The sequence below is a fragment of the Leisingera caerulea DSM 24564 genome, from assembly GCF_000473325.1.
GTDB lineage: Bacteria > Pseudomonadota > Alphaproteobacteria > Rhodobacterales > Rhodobacteraceae > Leisingera > Leisingera caerulea.
In genome coordinates this window covers 659,787-674,825 of the sequence record NZ_KI421513.1, presented here as the reverse complement: position 1 = coordinate 674,825, position 15,039 = coordinate 659,787, and the positions used below count along the sequence as shown (strand labels likewise).

16 protein-coding genes are annotated in these 15,039 nt (G+C 65.1%); 3 read left to right on the top strand and 13 right to left on the bottom strand.

Annotated features, from left to right (window positions below; translation table 11 throughout):
- Positions 1 to 15: 15 nt before the first annotated feature.
- The 9 genes from CAER_RS0110530 to CAER_RS0110490 all read right to left on the bottom strand — a co-directional run bounded on the left by CAER_RS0110530 (position 16) and on the right by CAER_RS0110490 (position 9,163).
- On the bottom strand, positions 16 to 1,104 hold the full coding sequence (locus CAER_RS0110530; protein ID WP_027235318.1) for a Zn-dependent alcohol dehydrogenase: 1,089 nt from the start codon (positions 1,102 to 1,104) through the stop codon (positions 16 to 18).
- Positions 1,105 to 1,185: 81 nt separating this feature from the next.
- Positions 1,186 to 2,349 (bottom strand): TCR/Tet family MFS transporter, encoded by a 1,164-nt coding sequence (locus CAER_RS0110525; RefSeq protein ID WP_051357858.1) that lies wholly within the window; start codon positions 2,347 to 2,349, stop codon positions 1,186 to 1,188.
- Positions 2,350 to 2,458: 109 nt separating this feature from the next.
- Positions 2,459 to 3,796 (bottom strand): class-II fumarase/aspartase family protein, encoded by a 1,338-nt coding sequence (locus tag CAER_RS0110520; protein ID WP_027235316.1) that lies wholly within the window; start codon positions 3,794 to 3,796, stop codon positions 2,459 to 2,461.
- Complete coding sequence (locus CAER_RS0110515) at positions 3,796 to 4,506, bottom strand: alpha/beta fold hydrolase (RefSeq protein WP_027235315.1); 711 nt, start codon at positions 4,504 to 4,506, stop codon at positions 3,796 to 3,798. Before CAER_RS0110515 ends, CAER_RS0110520 begins: the two co-directional genes overlap by 1 nt.
- Positions 4,499 to 5,290, bottom strand: coding sequence for a 3-oxoadipate enol-lactonase (gene pcaD / locus CAER_RS0110510; RefSeq protein WP_027235314.1), 792 nt, complete (start codon positions 5,288 to 5,290; stop codon positions 4,499 to 4,501). The genes CAER_RS0110515 and pcaD overlap by 8 nt, the downstream gene beginning before the upstream one ends.
- Positions 5,291 to 5,422: 132 nt before the next feature.
- Positions 5,423 to 6,619, bottom strand: a complete 1,197-nt coding sequence (locus CAER_RS0110505; RefSeq protein ID WP_027235313.1) for an endonuclease/exonuclease/phosphatase family protein — start codon at positions 6,617 to 6,619, stop codon at positions 5,423 to 5,425.
- A gap of 44 nt (positions 6,620 to 6,663) precedes the next feature.
- Positions 6,664 to 7,641, bottom strand: a complete 978-nt coding sequence (locus CAER_RS0110500; RefSeq protein WP_027235312.1) for a threonine ammonia-lyase — start codon at positions 7,639 to 7,641, stop codon at positions 6,664 to 6,666.
- Entirely contained in the window at positions 7,638 to 8,468 is an 831-nt protein-coding gene (locus tag CAER_RS0110495; RefSeq protein ID WP_027235311.1) for an alpha/beta fold hydrolase, read from the bottom strand. The genes CAER_RS0110500 and CAER_RS0110495 overlap by 4 nt, the downstream gene beginning before the upstream one ends.
- 8 nt (positions 8,469 to 8,476) lie before the next feature.
- Positions 8,477 to 9,163 carry a haloacid dehalogenase type II gene (locus CAER_RS0110490; protein WP_027235310.1) on the bottom strand — a complete coding sequence of 229 codons (687 nt, stop codon included), beginning with the start codon at positions 9,161 to 9,163 and terminating at the stop codon, positions 8,477 to 8,479.
- Between the two features lie 137 nt (positions 9,164 to 9,300).
- Between CAER_RS0110490 and CAER_RS0110485 the strand changes: the two genes are divergently transcribed.
- Positions 9,301 to 9,729, top strand: coding sequence for an FKBP-type peptidyl-prolyl cis-trans isomerase (locus CAER_RS0110485; RefSeq protein WP_027235309.1), 429 nt, complete (start codon positions 9,301 to 9,303; stop codon positions 9,727 to 9,729).
- Positions 9,730 to 9,962: 233 nt separating this feature from the next.
- On the opposite strand, the gene CAER_RS0110480 is transcribed toward CAER_RS0110485, so the two are convergent.
- The 3 genes from CAER_RS0110480 to fabA are packed head-to-tail and all read right to left on the bottom strand — an operon-like array spanning position 9,963 to position 12,545.
- A complete protein-coding gene (locus CAER_RS0110480) occupies positions 9,963 to 10,754 on the bottom strand; it encodes an enoyl-ACP reductase FabI (protein WP_027235308.1) in 792 nt (263 codons plus the stop codon).
- A gap of 6 nt (positions 10,755 to 10,760) precedes the next feature.
- Positions 10,761 to 11,990: a beta-ketoacyl-ACP synthase I gene (fabB, locus tag CAER_RS0110475; protein WP_027235307.1), complete on the bottom strand. Its 1,230-nt coding sequence runs from the start codon at positions 11,988 to 11,990 to the stop codon at positions 10,761 to 10,763.
- A gap of 45 nt (positions 11,991 to 12,035) precedes the next feature.
- Positions 12,036 to 12,545 carry a bifunctional 3-hydroxydecanoyl-ACP dehydratase/trans-2-decenoyl-ACP isomerase gene (gene fabA, locus CAER_RS0110470; protein WP_027235306.1) on the bottom strand — a complete coding sequence of 170 codons (510 nt, stop codon included), beginning with the start codon at positions 12,543 to 12,545 and terminating at the stop codon, positions 12,036 to 12,038.
- A gap of 215 nt (positions 12,546 to 12,760) precedes the next feature.
- Between fabA and irrA the strand changes: the two genes are divergently transcribed.
- Positions 12,761 to 13,177, top strand: a complete 417-nt coding sequence (gene irrA / locus CAER_RS0110465; protein ID WP_027235305.1) for an iron response transcriptional regulator IrrA — start codon at positions 12,761 to 12,763, stop codon at positions 13,175 to 13,177.
- Here irrA and CAER_RS0110460 read toward each other — a convergent pair.
- On the bottom strand, positions 13,142 to 14,071 hold the full coding sequence (locus tag CAER_RS0110460) for a LysR family transcriptional regulator (RefSeq protein ID WP_027235304.1): 930 nt from the start codon (positions 14,069 to 14,071) through the stop codon (positions 13,142 to 13,144). The two genes, irrA and CAER_RS0110460, sit on opposite strands and share 36 nt — an antisense overlap.
- 99 nt (positions 14,072 to 14,170) lie before the next feature.
- Here CAER_RS0110460 and CAER_RS0110455 point away from each other — a divergent pair, with 99 nt between their 5' ends.
- Positions 14,171 to 14,968, top strand: coding sequence for a phytanoyl-CoA dioxygenase family protein (locus CAER_RS0110455; RefSeq protein ID WP_027235303.1), 798 nt, complete (start codon positions 14,171 to 14,173; stop codon positions 14,966 to 14,968).
- Positions 14,969 to 15,039 lie beyond the last annotated feature (71 nt).

The window sequence follows — 15,039 nt, the reverse complement described above, 5'->3', positions numbered from 1 at the left end:
TCCGGTTTGTGCGTGTCAGCCAAAGACAATCACATTGCGCTTGGCAGAGCCAGTCTTGGTGTCGGCAATGGCCTCGTTGATCTGCTCCAGGGACCAGCGGCCAGAGATCAGCTCATCCAGCTTCAAGCGGCCCTGCTGGTACAGGTCGACCATCCACGGAATATCCCGCTGGATCACCACATCTCCCATCTTGGAGCCCATAAGCCCCTGTCCCACGGCAGCAAGAACCACCGGCTCATAGCTGGCCTTGGCACCTGAATGCGGCATGCCGATCAGTACTGCTTTGCCGCCGCGGGCCAAATAGCGCGGGGCCTGCTCATAGGCGGGGATGGCGCCGACAGTGACCAGCACCGCATCCGCGCCGCGGCCCCCCAGCGCCTTGTACACCGCCTTCCATGGCTTCTCTTCGGTCGCCAGAACCCCGTGAGTGGCGCCGAATTCCTTGGCGATTTCCAGTTTCTCCGGGCTCATGTCCACGGCAACAATGCGCCGGGCGCCGGCAATACGGGCCCCCTGGATGGCGTTGAGGCCAACACCGCCGGCACCGATAACCACCGCATCCTGGCCCGCCCGCAGCCCGGCGGCGTTGACGACAGCGCCCACACCGGTGATCACTCCGCACGAAACCAGTGCCGCGGCGTCCTTGGCCATGTTCGCGGGGATCTTCACGATCTGGCGCTGGTCCACCACCACCTTTTCGGCAAAGGCGCCGCAGGCCATAGCCTGCTCCAGCGGTTTGCCTCCGGCTGTCTTCAGCGGCCCGTTCACGCCGTCATAGGGGGTTTCGCAAATAACCGGCCTGCCGCCCGCGCAGGACGGGCAGGTGCCGCAGCTGCGGATCAGGGTGACCACAACGGAGTCGCCCGCTGCAAATCCCTGCACCCCCGCGCCAAGGCGGGTAATCACCCCGGCAGCCTCATGCCCATACACGGCAGGCAGATGCCCGCCCCAGGCGCCTTCGGCATAGGAGATATCGCTGTGGCAGATGGCGACGGCGTCCAGGGTCACCTCGACCTCGCCCATGCCGGGCGGCGCCAGCTGCACCTCCTCAATCACCAGCGGGGCCCCGAAAGCATGGCAGACGGCGGCTTTGATGGTTTGCATGGTCTTCCTCCCCGTTTTGAAGCAGGGTGGCGCGGCGGGTGCCCCGCAAGCAAGCCGGAATGCGGCAGCGGGCCGGCGGTTTTACGTTACGGAAGATTTGCTGCGCAGAAACACTACGCAGCCGATGGCCATCAGCAGCAGCGCCAGCAGGAAGGGCGCACCTGGCAGGTAAAGCGTGGCGCCTTCGCCCGTGAAGCGGGCAAACACTGCGGTCATCATCAGCGGCGACAGGATCATCGCCAGCGCGTTGACGGCGGTCAGCACGCCCTGCAGCTCACCCTGCTGGTTGTCCTCCACCGCCTGCGCCATCATCCCTTGCAGGGCGGGCTGGACGACAGCCCCCAGCGCCGAAACCGGGATCAGCAGCATCGCCAGGGTGCCGTTGGAGATAAAGGCCAGGATGCCAAAGGCAATGAAGTCAAAGACCTGCCCCCAGATCACCGTCTGCCGTTCTCCGGCCCAGATCACTGTGTAGCGCAGCAGCCAGCCCTGGACCAAAGCCATCGAGACGCCGTAGACCGCCAGCGACACCCCGATCACCTGCGGCTGCCAGCCAAAGCGCTCCAGCGTGAAGAAGGACCAGATCGCCGGGTAGACATAAATCGCCACGGAATAGAGGAAATAGACCCACAACAGCGCCTTGATCCCTGGAATGCGCCCGACTGCCCGGAAAGCGCCGAACGGGTTGGCGCGGCGCCAGTCGAAGGGGCGGCGGTTATCCTCCCGGACTGTCTCGCCCATGACGAACCAGCCCAGGGCGAAATTCGCCAGAACCAGCAGCGCGGCGGCATAGAAGGGCGCGCGCGTGCCCAGTTCTCCCAGCAGTCCGCCTATCAGCGGGCCCAGCACGAAACCCGCGCCAAAAGCCGCGCCAAGCAGACCGAAATTGGCAGCCTTCTTCTCGGGCGGCGAAATGTCGGCGATATAGGCACCTGCGGTGGAGTGGGTGGCAGCGGTGATTCCGCCCAGAACACGGCCCAGAAGCAGCAGCCACATGGTGCCGGCCACCGCCATGATCAGGTAGTCCAGCGCCATCACAAACAGCGAGACCAGCAGCACCGGCCGCCGCCCCACCGCATCGGACAGGCTGCCCAGAACTGGGCTGAACAGGAACTGCATCACTGCGAACACCGTGCTGAGAACACCGCCCCAGACCGCCGCCTGCGCCAGCGAGCCGCCCTGCACCTCGGTGATCAGGTTCGGCATCACCGGCATGATCAGCCCGATGCCCATGGCGTCGATCATCACCGTGGCCAGAACAAAAAGCAGGGACAGGCGGCTGAATGGTCTGACTGCAGCGCCATCATCCTGATCTTCTGACAGCGCTGACACGCGTTCTCCCCTCCAGGATGCTCTATTGGTCGCCCAGCTCCTCAGCGCGTTTGGCGAACTGCAAGGCATCCCTCGGTGCCCGGCCCATCTGCTGCGCCGGATCAAACAACGCCGCTGCGTTCAGATCCGGGTAATCACGTGCCACAAGTTCCCGCAGCGGCGTTTGCGAGCCCTGCGCCTCCTGGCACAGCGCCTTCACCGCCGCCTGTGCATCGGGCCGGGGTATCTGCTCCGTCAGGGCAAAGCTCAGCGCCTCGGCGTGGATCATGTCCAGCCCGCCCGCCAGCGCGGCGGCCATTGCCTCAGGGTTGGGGGCCAGGCCGGCGCACAGCTCCTTGCCCGTTTTCGCAGCACTGGCCGCACCCAGAACGATCTGCGGCAGGCACATCCATTCGCTGAACCAGGTCGCCCCGTCGCGCTGGTGCTGCTGCAATGAGGCGCCCTGCAGGACAGAGACCAATCCGCTGCCTTGCCGCGCCAGCGCCGCCAGCACCGAAGGCGCCACCGGGTTCTGTTTCTGCGGCATGGTGGAGGAGGCACCGGCACCGCCCAGCGAAATCTCCGAAATGCCACTTTGGGCCAGCGCAATGCAGTCCCCGCCGATCTTGCCGAAGGCCAGCGTCACCCGTTGCAGCCAGTCCGCGATCCGCAGGACGGGGGTGCGGTCGGTGTGCCAGCTGCACCCGGGATCCTGCAGTGCCAGCCCTTTGGCCATCGCGGCGCGCACTTCCGCTGCCTTTGGGCCCAATGCGCCGGACGTTCCCGCGGCTCCCGACAGGGAGACCAGCAGGCACGACTGGCGCAGCGCGGGCAGTTCTTCCAGCAGGTTCAGAAGCGGTGTGCCCCAGCCCGCGGCCACCGCCCCGACACTTGTGGGGGTGGCATGCTGGCCGTAGGTGCGGGCGGCCATTGGCAGGTCCGCATGGGTTTTGGCCAGCCTGCCAAGCGATACCGCAGCGGCTTTCACGTCTGCTTCCACCAGCGCCAGCACCTGACGCAGCCGCAGCATCAGCGCGCTGTCCATGATGTCCTGCGAGGTGGCGCCCCAATGCACATACTGCGCGTGCTCCGGCGCCTTCATCTCCTCCCGGAAAGCGGCCACCAGACCCGGCACCGGCACGCCGTTCTGCGCTGTGGGCTGTTTCAGCACGCCGGGATCAACGGCGATTTCCACCACCGCCCGGGCAATCGCTGCGGCGCTTTCCTGCGGGATCACGCCTGCCTCGCCTTGCGCCTTGGCCAGTGCGCCCTCGACCAGCAGCATGGCACGCACCTCCGCACTGTCCGAAAACAGGCGGCTGGTCTCGCCGCTGCTGAAAAGCCCGCCATATACCTGGCTGTCAAAAACCGAGCCTGCCATCAGACCTCCTTTGCGATGTGCCCGATCAACTCCGCAAGCCCTTCGGGGTCTGCAAAAAAGGGCGAATGGGAAGTGTTCATGTCAAAGACCCGCTGCGGCGGCAGCTGCGCCGCCATCTGCGCCTGGTATTCCGGCGGGATCACCCGGTCCTCTGTGCAGCGGATATAGGCCTTGGGCATGCTCGCAAATCGGTCGCCCAGGAAGATTGGCGTATCCTGCGGCGGGATCGGCTGCGGGCAGAGGTTCTCCAGCGCGAACCGCACCCTCTCAGCCGGGCAGTCGTGATAGAACAGTTCCGGAGCGGTCTCTGCCACAAAGCTGTAGCTGGTGCCGGCCGCGTTTTTGGTGGTGGCACCGGTCAGCGTCTGCCGCGGCCCGGCCTTGCGCATGCCGATCAGGGACATACCGCTGACCGGAATATAGCTGCACAAGTAGATCAGCCCGCGCATCTTATCAGGCCCGGCCTCTGCCGCGGCGGAAATGGGAAACCCGGCCCAGGAATGGCCCAGCACAATAGTGCCGGGCGTTGAGGCTGCCAGCACTGCTTCCGCGGTTTCGGCCAATGTGACCTCTGCCGGATCGCGGCCATCGCCGTGGCCGGGCAGGGTGATGGTGCGGGCGGTGTGGCCGCGCGTCTCCAGCGCAGGGACAACGTCGCGCCAGCACCAGGCACCATGGCAGGAGCCGTGAACCAGAAGAATGTCAGCCAATGTGCCCGGTCTCCCTCAGAAACGCGGTCAGCCGCTCTGCATATTCGTCAGGCTGCTCAACGCAAGGAATATGGCCCGCGCGCCGGATCAGGTGGAACTGGCTGCCGGGGATCAGGTCCACCGTCTCGCGCACCAGATCGGGCGGGGTGGAGCCGTCCTCCGATCCCGCAATACCCAGGCAGGGCAGCCGCAAGCCACTGGTGGGGGTATAGAAATCGGTGCCTGCAATCGCCGCACAGCAGCCGGCATAGCCGTCGCGGGATTGCTGCACCAGCATGTTGCGCCACAGCTGCAGTTCCGGCGTGGCGCGAAAGCCGCGGGCAAACCAGCGCTCCATCACCGCGTCGGCCAGCGCTTCGATGCCGTCGCGCTGCACTGTCTGCACCCGCTCTTTCCACATCTCCGCGGTGCCGATCTTGGCGGCAGTGTTCGACAGCACCAGCGCCCGGATCTGATCCAGCCGTTTCACCGCCAAGCCTTGCGCGATCATGCCGCCGATCGACAACCCAACGAACATGCAGTCCCGAACCTGCAGATGATTCAGCAGCCGCTCCGCGTCGCGCACCAGCGCCCCCATCGAATAGGGCGCGGGCGGGCAGGAGGACAGCCCGTGCCCGCGCTTGTCATAGCGGATGATGCGCAGGCCCTCGGGAAGCCGGTCTACCACTGCGTCCCAGACCCTCAGATCGGTCCCCAGAGAATTGGCAAAAACGATGGGGGCGCCGTCCGGGTCCCCGTCAATGCGATAATGAAGCTGGACATCGCCCAGGTCTGCAATCTGCATGGAGCGCCTCTTTGCTGTTCCGCCGCACTCTACCTGCGCCGGGGCCGAGAGGTAAACCAGCCGCCTGCCGCAGGCGGGGGAATTTTCTTGAGAAAGAAAATTGGCCGGAGAAATTGCATTTTCCGGCGCGCCTCAGCCGCGCAGCACCATGTGGGCCATGATCTGCCCGTGATCGGAGGCCAGCTTGTTATAAGGCGCCTCCGGGTGGCTGCCGTCGGTCAGATGATCGTTGAAAACGCTGTAGTACTGCATCTCTCCAACCGCCCCGGGCCAGGCCGGATCGAAATGGCGCGACATGTAGATCTGGTCGACGCTCTCATGCACGCCGCCAAAGGCGGTTGTATAGACGACATCGCGCAGGGATTTCTTCAGGAACATCTTCTCGGCGGAGCGCAGCCGCACCCGGTCGATGGCTTCGCGGATCAGGGCGTCCTCCTCCTCGCTGTAACGGTCGCCGGGGTGCTTGGCGTCATGGCGCAGCATCCAGGCGTAGTTCTTGAACGGTGCCTCGCCAGAGATGATTTCGCTGCTGACCGCGTGCTCGCCGTCGTTGAAGTCCCCCAGCACCACCACCGGGCGTCCCTGTTCCAGCTCATCCAGCACCGCGCGGCGCAGCACCCAGGCCTCGCCCATCCGCCTGAGCGCCGCGCGCAGCGATCCCATCGCCCGGCCCGCCGCATCATAGGCGGTCAGCACCGTTTCGGGCGGATAGGGCGCGCCCTGCGGCTTGATGTATTCGCCAAGTTTCGATTTCAGGTGGCAGTTGAACACAGTGACCACCTGATCCCCAATCGGCACCCGCACCTTCAGGATCGGGCGCGAAAGCCGGCGCAGAGTGTAAAAGCCTGCGTCCTCTTCCTCGCCCAGGCAGGCCATGGGTATGTCCAGCGGCTGGTCCAGGTCCTGGATCGCTTCCGGTTCGTCCGCAAAGCCGAACCGCGACAGCACCGCCAGCCCGGGCCGCCGCTCGCCTGGATCACCGGTGTCGTTCAGGTTGGAGGCAAAGGCCAGTTCCGCCTCTGCGTAAGAGCTATAGGCCAGCTTCTGAAAAACTGCCTTGCGGTGATAGCGTTTGGAGGGATCGGGGATGCTGGCGGCGTTGGCTTCCGCCCCGCGCCGGTCGGTCTCGGCGATCACCTGGCGCAGCGGCGCTTCGTCAAAGATCTCCTGAAACCCAACAATGTCGGCGTTCAGCGTCAAGAGCTGGTCGGCCATCCAATCCGCCTTCCAGGCGTATTCCTCCGGCGTATAGCTTTGGAAGCGGTAGTATTCCCGCTCCGGTCCGATCAGATTCTTGACGTTGAACGAGGCGATGGTGAAGCGTGTCATAAATGCCCCCCTGACTGCCGCGCCATGAAACGCGCGGCCAGGGGTCAAGCATAGCGCGAGAGCGCCTCCCGGAACAGCTCTGCATCCACATTGCCGCCGGTGGCAACCGCGATCACCGCGGCGCCGGTGATCCGGTCAGGGTGGAACAGCGCGGCGGCCAGTGATGCCGCGCCGCCGGGTTCCAGCACGATTTTCAGCCGCAGGAAGGCCAGCGCCATTGCCCGCATCGCCTCCTCCTCGCTGATCACCAGCCCCGGCCCGCACAACCGGCTGAGAATGGGAAAGGTGATTTCCCCCGGCTGCGGTGTCAGGATCGCGTCGCAGATCGAGCCGGACTGGCTGGGGTTCCGGCAGATTTCGCCTGCCGCCAGCGAGCGGGCCACGTCGTCAAAGCCTTCCGGCTCCACCGTCCGCACCCGCAGGCCCGGCGCGCGCGCCTCCAGCGCCAGCGCAATGCCCGAAGACAGCCCGCCGCCGCCGCAATTGACCAGCACATCCGCTTTGGTGACGCCTTCGGCGGCGGCTTGTTCCGCGATCTCCAGCCCCGTGGTGCCCTGGCCCGCGATCACCTGCGGCTCATCATAGGGTTTGATCAGGGTCAGCCCGCGCGCTTCCGCGTATTGCGCGCCCACCGCCTCGCGGCTCTCACCGCCCGCGCGGTCATAGAGCACCACCTCGGCGCCCAGATCGCGGGTGTTCTGGATCTTCAGCCGGGGCGCATCGGCGGGCATCACGATCACCGCAGGCACCCCATGCGCCTTGGCCGCCGCTGCCACACCCTGCGCATGGTTGCCGCTGGAATAGGCGATGACGCCGCGCTTGCGCGTCTCTTCCGGCAAGGCCGAAACCGCCGACCAGCCGCCGCGGAACTTAAACGATCCGGTGTGCTGCAGGCATTCCGCCTTCACCAGCACGCGGCGGCCGGCGACCTCGTCCAGAAACGGCGAAGACAGCAGAGGTGTGACGCGGGCATGGCCCTTCAGCCGCTCCGCCGCGGCGTCGATCATGGCAATTGAGGTCATTTGACGTGGTCCAGAACTGAATGGATGAGAGCAAGCGCTTCGGGCTCGTCCAAAAAGGGCACATGGCCGCGGTCGGCAATTTCAGCAGCGCGCAGGCCCGGCAGGCGGTGCTGCATCTCGGTGAAAGTATCAGCGCTCAGAATGTCCGAGTTCGCGCCGCGGATCACGCCGCAGGGCAGCCCCTCCAGCGCCAGGAACAGCGGCCACAGATCCGGGGCCGGGCCTGCCTCGGCCTGCGCCAGCAGCGCATCCCGCAACCGCGGGTCATAGCGCAGGCTAAGCCCCTCCGGGCCCTGGTTGTAGAACGCCTCCGCTTCCTCCCGCCAGCGCGCCGCGGGCACGTCCGGGAAGGCCGGCGCCATCAGCGCCGCCAGCGCTTGAGCGGCCTGCGCGTGGGTTTTGGCGGCCGGGCGGCGGCCGACGTATTCCATGATGCGGGCAATGCCGCCCGGTGGAATTTCCGGGCCCACATCATTCAGGATCACCGCCGCCAGCCGGTCCTTGGCCATTGCCGCCAGCGTCATCGCCACCAGCCCGCCGCGCGAGGTGCCAAGCACCGCCGCGCGCTGCAGTTTCAGATGATCCAGCAGCTCCACCACATCCTGCGCTTCGCGCAGCACGTTGTAGTTCATGAAATCGGGATCGTGCGCCGACTGCCCCCGGCCGCGCGCGTCGAGGGTGATCATCCGGTACGGCCCGGCATGAGATGCGAAGTAACGGAAGTCCCGGCTGTCGCGGGTGAGGCCCGCAAGGCAGAGGAGCGGCAAGCCCGCGCCGCTGTCCGTGTAATAGAGCCGCAGCCCGTCAGAGGTTTCAAAGAACGCCATGGGTCCGCCTAGCTCCGGGCAAGGTCTGGAATGGCGGTCAGGTCCGGCAGGATGTGCGCGGGCTTCCAGGGCAGCCGGTCCACCGGCTCGCCCGCCCGGTTCACCCAGGCGGTGACAAAGCCGTAGCCCGCAGCTCCCGCCGCATCCCAGCCGTTGGAGGAGACAAACAGCACTTCGTCCTTGGCGCACCCGAAACGCTTGCCGACCAGATCGTACACCCGGCTGTCAGGTTTGAAGATGCCGGCGCTTTCCACCGACAGCACATCATCCAGCACGTCTGCCAGCCCCGCCGACTGTACCGCCCCGTCCAGCATCGCAGGCGAGCCGTTCGACAGGATTGCGGTGTTCATCCCGGCGTCTTTCAGCGCCTTCAGCATTGCGGGCACCTCCGGGTAGGCCTGCAGTTCCCAGTAAAGATCCAGCAGGCGCTGGCGCAGGGCGGAGTCCCCGTCCAGCCCGGCGGCTTCCATCGCCCAATCGAGCCCGTCCTGGGTCACATCCCAGAAATCCGCATGGGCCCCGGTGATGGCGCGCAGCCAAGTGTATTGCAGCTGTTTCAGCCGCCAGTGGCCGGCCAGCTCCGCCCAGTTGTCCTGCAAGTGCGGAAACTGCGGCTCGCCGGCGGCCTGGCGGGCGGCGGCTGCCACATCGAACAGGGTTCCGTAGGCGTCGAAGATACAGGTGGTGATCGGCATGGCTCCCTCCGTTGCGGCGAGAGTTGCACGAAGGCGGCGGGGTGGCAAAGCCGGAAATTACCCCCATACGGGTTTACATCGCGTCTGCGGGCGCTAGGCTGCGCCCCTTTATCAACCCGCAACCGATTGGAGGTCTCATGACCGGGGTAAAGAACGGCGACACCGTGCGCATCCACTACACAGGCAAGCTGACGGATGGCACCGTTTTCGACAGTTCCGAAGGGCGTGACCCGCTGGAATTCACCGTCGGCGCAGGCCAGGTGATTGCCGGCATGGATGCCGGTCTGGAGGGCATGGAAGCCGGCGAGAAGAAGACGCTGGAAATCGACTGTGCCGATGGCTACGGCCCGATCAATCCCGAAGCGCGCCAGCAAATCCCGCGCGAAGGCATTCCCGCCGATATCCCGCTGGACCTGGGCACACAGCTGCAAATGCAAAGCCCCGAGGGCCATGTGCTGCCTGTTACCGTGGTCGAAGTGACCGAAGAGACCGTGACGCTGGATGCCAACCATTTCCTGGCAGGCAAGGATCTGGTTTTCGACATCGAGCTGGTGTCTATCAACTGATGTCGCGCCTGCGGGGCAGGGGAGGTGCTCCCGCGCCCGCAGGTCCACCGGCTGCGCCGGAAGACGCTTGCCACGCGCAACGGGAGCGGGCTTCGCCCGAAGCCCGGCGACGGGCGGGAGCGCGCCGCAGGCCGGATGCAGACTGCCGCGGGCCGAGTGAAGCTTAGAGAAGAAACAGAAAAAGGCGCCCGTGGGGCGCCTTTTTGATGAACGGAGAGCCTTGGGGGAGGCGGCTACAGGTGATCCTGCTGCGGCATTCCCAGCACGTGGAACCCGCCGTCCACCCGGATGACCTCGCCCGTGGTGCAGGCGCCTGCGTCCGAGGCCAGGTAGACCGCAGTGCCGCCCACCGCCTCCAGCGTCGCGTTGTCGCGCAGCGGCGCGTTCTGGGCGGTGTGCTTGAAGGTCTTGCGCGCACCGCCGATGGCGGCACCTGCCAGGGTCTTCATCGGCCCGGGCGAGATCGCGTTCACCCGGATGCCTTCCGGGCCCAGATCGTTGGCCAAATAGCGGGTCGCCGACTCCAGCGCCGCCTTGGCCACGCCCATCACGTTGTAGTTCGGCACAACCCGGTTCGACCCCTGATAGGTCAGCGTCAAGAGGGTGCCGCCATTGTCCTTCATCAGCGGGTAGGCGCGCCGCGCCACCTCGATGAAGGAATAGGCGGAAATATCCATCGAGTTCTTGAAGTTTGCGCGGGTGGTGTTCAGGAACCGCCCGGTCAGCTCCGACTTGTCGGAATAGGCGATGGCGTGCACCACGAAATCAATCGTGGGCCAGCGCGCGGCCAGCTGCTCGAACGCTGTGTCCAGCGAGGCATCGTCCGTCACATCCACGTCGACCATGAAATCCGAGCCGACGCTCTGGGCCAGCGGCTCCAGCCGCTTGCCGAAGGCCTCGCCTTGATAGGTAAAAGCCAGTTCGGCCCCGGCGTCCGCCATGGCCTTGGCAATGCCCCAGGCGATGGAGCGGTCATTCGCAACGCCCATGATCAGGCCTCGCTTGCCGGTCAGAAGTCCCGTCATCGCCATTTATCCCTTGTACTTGCTCAGAACCATCGAACCATTGGTGCCGCCAAAGCCGAAGCTGTTGGTCATCACCGAGTCGAGGCCGGCATTTTCCACCAGGCTGGTGGCAATCTCACCTGGCTGGATGCCGTCGGCGAGTGTGTCGACATTGATCGACGGGGTAATGAAATCATTGTCCAGCATCAGCAGGCAAAAGATCGCCTCCAGCGCGCCGGCAGCGCCCTGGGCGTGGCCGGTCATCGACTTGGTCGAAGAAATCGGCGGCACGCTGCCTTCGCCGAACACCCGGCGAGCGGCTTCAACCTCGCCGACATCGCCCACCGGGGTCGAGGTGCCATGCGCGTTGATGTAGCCGACCTTGCGGCCTTCGGGCAGGGTCGCCAGCGCCAGCCGCATTGCCCGCTCGCCGCCCTCACCGGAGGGCGCCACCATGTCGTGGCCATCGGAGGTGGCGGCAAAGCCGGTCACCTCGGCATAGATCTTGGCGCCACGGGCCTTGGCGTGTTCCAGCTCTTCCAGCACAACAATGCCGCCGCCGCCGGAGATCACGAAACCGTCGCGGTCCTGATCGAAGGCGCGGGAGGCCTTCTCCGGCTCATCGTTCTTCTTGGAGGACATTGCCCCCATCGCGTCGAACAGGCAGCTCAGCGTCCAGTCCAGCTCCTCGCCGCCGCCGGCAAACATCACGTCCTGCTTGCCCATCATGATCTGTTCAGCCGCGTTGCCGATGCAATGCAGCGAGGTCGAGCAGGCGGAGGTGATCGAGTAGTTGATGCCCTTGATCTTGAACGCGGTCGCCAGGTTGGCCGAGATCGTCGAGGACATGCACTTCGGCACCGCGAACGGACCGATCCGCTTGGTCGCGCCGGTTTTCAGCACCGTCTGATGCGCCGCCAGCATGGCCGAGGTGGACGGGCCGCCGGAACCCGCGACCAGGCCGGTGCGCTCGTTCACAACGTGATCTTCGCTGAGGCCTGCATCGGCAATCGCCTGGCTCATGGCGATATGGGCATAGGCCGCACCCGGACCCATGAAACGCAGGGTGCGCTTGTCCACATGCTCAGCCACATCAATCTTGAGCGTGCCGGCCACCTGGCTGCGGAAGCCGTGCTCGGCCATTTCGGGGCTGGCAACGATGCCGGATTTACCGGCTTTCAGCGAGGCGGTGACTTCTTCGGCATTGTTCCCGATGGAGGAGACAATCCCCAGACCGGTGACGACGACGCGGCGCATGTGCGTACTCCTGTTCCTGTGACTTTTGTCCTGTCCGGAAGCCTGTCAGCTTTCGGACAGAGCCACTTTCATATCCTTGACCTGATAGATCACGTCCCCGTCGGCTTCGACGATGCCGTCGGCAACACCCATGGTCAGGCGGCGGGTCTGCACCGCCTTGGTGAAGTTGACGCGGTAGGTCAGCATCTTGCGGTCCGGGCGCACCATGCCGGTGAGCTTCACCTCACCCACACCCAGCGCATAGCCGCGGCCCTTCCAGCCGCGCCAGCCCAGGTTAAAGCCGGTCAGCTGCCACAGGCCGTCCAGGCCCAGGCAGCCGGGCATGATCGGGTTGCCCGGGAAATGGCAATCAAAGAACCACAGGTCCGGGGTGATGTCGAATTCTGCAATCACATGGCCCTTGCCATGCTCGCCGCCGTCACCGGAAATCTCGGTGATGCGGTCCATCATCAGCATCGGCGGCGCCGGCAGCTGGGCGTTGCCCGGCCCAAACAGCTCGCCCCGCGCGCATTTCAGCAAATCGTCCTTGTCAAAGCTGCTGGGGTAATCGGCCATTCGGGCATCTCTCCTGCCTGGGGTTCGGGTCTATATATCTGGCGCTCTGTAGCACCGCGCGAAAGGGTCCTGCAAGGGGACCCCGCGTCACTTCCTGCGCTGAATGTGCCATAGACGCCCCGGAAAGGGCAGTTTAGCTGCGAATGAATTTCATTTGAAAAACCTTGGGTGTTGCTCCTATATATACGGTCAGCAACGCGATGCAGGACCTGCTCATGACGCCAAACAGCGAAGAAGTGGCCACACGCTGGCTGACAGAGGCCGGGCTGAGACCCACCCGGCAGCGGGTGGCGCTTGCCGAATTGCTGGTCGGCGACGGCAAGCACCGCCATATCACCGCCGAAAGCCTGTTCGAGTCGGCCAAGAAAAAAGGCGCCGCGGTGTCGCTGGCGACCGTCTACAACACCCTGCGCGCGTTCTGCGATGCGGGCGTGCTGCAGGAGATCCCGCTGGACGGCTCCAAGAGTTATTTCGACACCAACACCCACGACCACCCGCATTTCTTCTGGGAGGATGAGGGCCGGGTCAGCGACGCGCCGTCGCAGGATCTGGTGATTCACAAGCTGCCGGAAGCGCCGGAGGGGATGGAGATCGCCTCAGTTGATGTGGTGATCCGCCTGCGCAAGGTCTGACCGTCGGACGCTCAGCACCTCGCGGAGAATTTCATGTGCTTTGTAGGCCGGGGATGCCTCCGGCATTCCAGTGTGGGCTGCCAGAATCACCGGCTCCTGCGCGCCCGTGTCGGTGACCGGCACCGCGCACAGGGCTTTACCGTCATAACTGATCCCGCCGGGCGGCAGGCTGTAGCTGATGCCCACCCCCTCGCCATTGGCTGCCAGGCTGCGCAGCAGCTCCAGCGAATCCGCCCTGTGTGCAATCCGCGGCACCAGCCCCTGCGTCTTGAACAGTCCCAGCATGTGCTGCACCGACAGCCCCTCCTGCGACAGCACCAGCGGATGCTGTGCCAGTTCCGCCAGTGAAATGCCGGTCCGCTCCGCCACCGGATGCTCCGGCGGCACCAGCGCATGCGGCGCGATCCTGTCCAGTTCCGCCCGGCTGAAGGCCGCATCCAGTCCCAGGTCATAGGTGATGGCCAGATCCGCCCTGCCTCTGCTCAGCGCGGAAATCAGCGGCTCAAACCCGCAAGCGCGGTGGCTGACCTCCACGTCCGGCAAGGCCGCGCGCAAGGCCTTCAGGGCCGGGGCCAGCAGAAACGGGGCCAGGTCGGAGAAGCAGACCAGCGTCAGCTTTTGCACGGCTCCGGCGTTTTTGGGGTTTTCCAGCCGCGCCGCCTGATCCAGCAGCGCCTGCGCCTGCATGGCAAACCGCCGCCCCTGCGGCGTCAGCGCCAGCGCCGTGCCGCGCCTGCGCAGGAACAGCGCGAGGCCCAGATGCTCCTCGATCCGGCTGAGGGCGGCGGACAGCGCGGGCTGGCTTACATGCACGGCATCCGCCGCCGCCGACAGGCTGCCGTGACGTGCCACGGCGCAGACATATTCGTAATGGCGCAGAGTGAGATATAACATGAAGTGATGGGTAACTTAGAAAGATACGATTTGAAACTATATATCTGCCGCGGCAGGAATGACGCATCGGATTTGCATCATTCAGCAGCGGAGACAGCAATGGTCCACCCCCTCATCACCCCGGAACATGTGGAGCAGTTCCAGCGCGACGGCGTGGTCCTCATCCGCGGCCTGTTCACGGACCAAGTGGAACTGCTGCGCGCAGGCGTCGCGGCCAATATGGATAACCCCGGGCCCTATGCGTCGAATAACGAAAAGGCAGGCCAGACCGGCCGGTTCTTTGACGATTACTGCAACTGGACCCGAATCCCCGAGTTTCAGCAGGCGATTGCAGATTCCCCGGTTGCCGAAGTCGCCGCCGACCTGATGCAATCGCAGTCAGTGCAAATGTTCCATGACCATGTTCTGGTCAAGGAGCCGGGCACCTCGATGCCGACCCCCTGGCACCAGGACGGGCCATACTATTTTGTCGAGGGTGATCAGACCATCAGCTTCTGGTCGCCGCTGGATGAGGTGAAAGAGGCCACCCTGCGCTGTGTGGCCGGCTCGCACAAATGGGAGAAGGAAGTGCTGCCGACCCGCTGGGTGTCAGAAGAGGATTTCTTCCCGGACGAGGGTCAGTACATGGCCGTCCCCGACCCGGATGCCGAAGGCATGAAGGTGCTGGAATACCCGATGCAGCCGGGCGATGCGGTGGCCTTTAACTACAAAACCCTGCACGGCGCCCGCGGCAACACATCGGCCTCGCGCCGCCGCGCGTTTTCGTTGCGGCTGGTGGGCGATGATGCGCGCTATGTCGAACGTCCTGGCCGCACCTCGCCGCCGTTTCCGGGCCACGATATGCAGCCCGGCCAGCGCCTGCGCGAGGATTGGTTCCCGATCCTGCTGCAGCGCTAAAGGAGAGGGGGCGTTGCCCCCTCAGGCCTGACGGCCTTCACCCCAGAATATTTCGGGAAAGATGAAAGCCG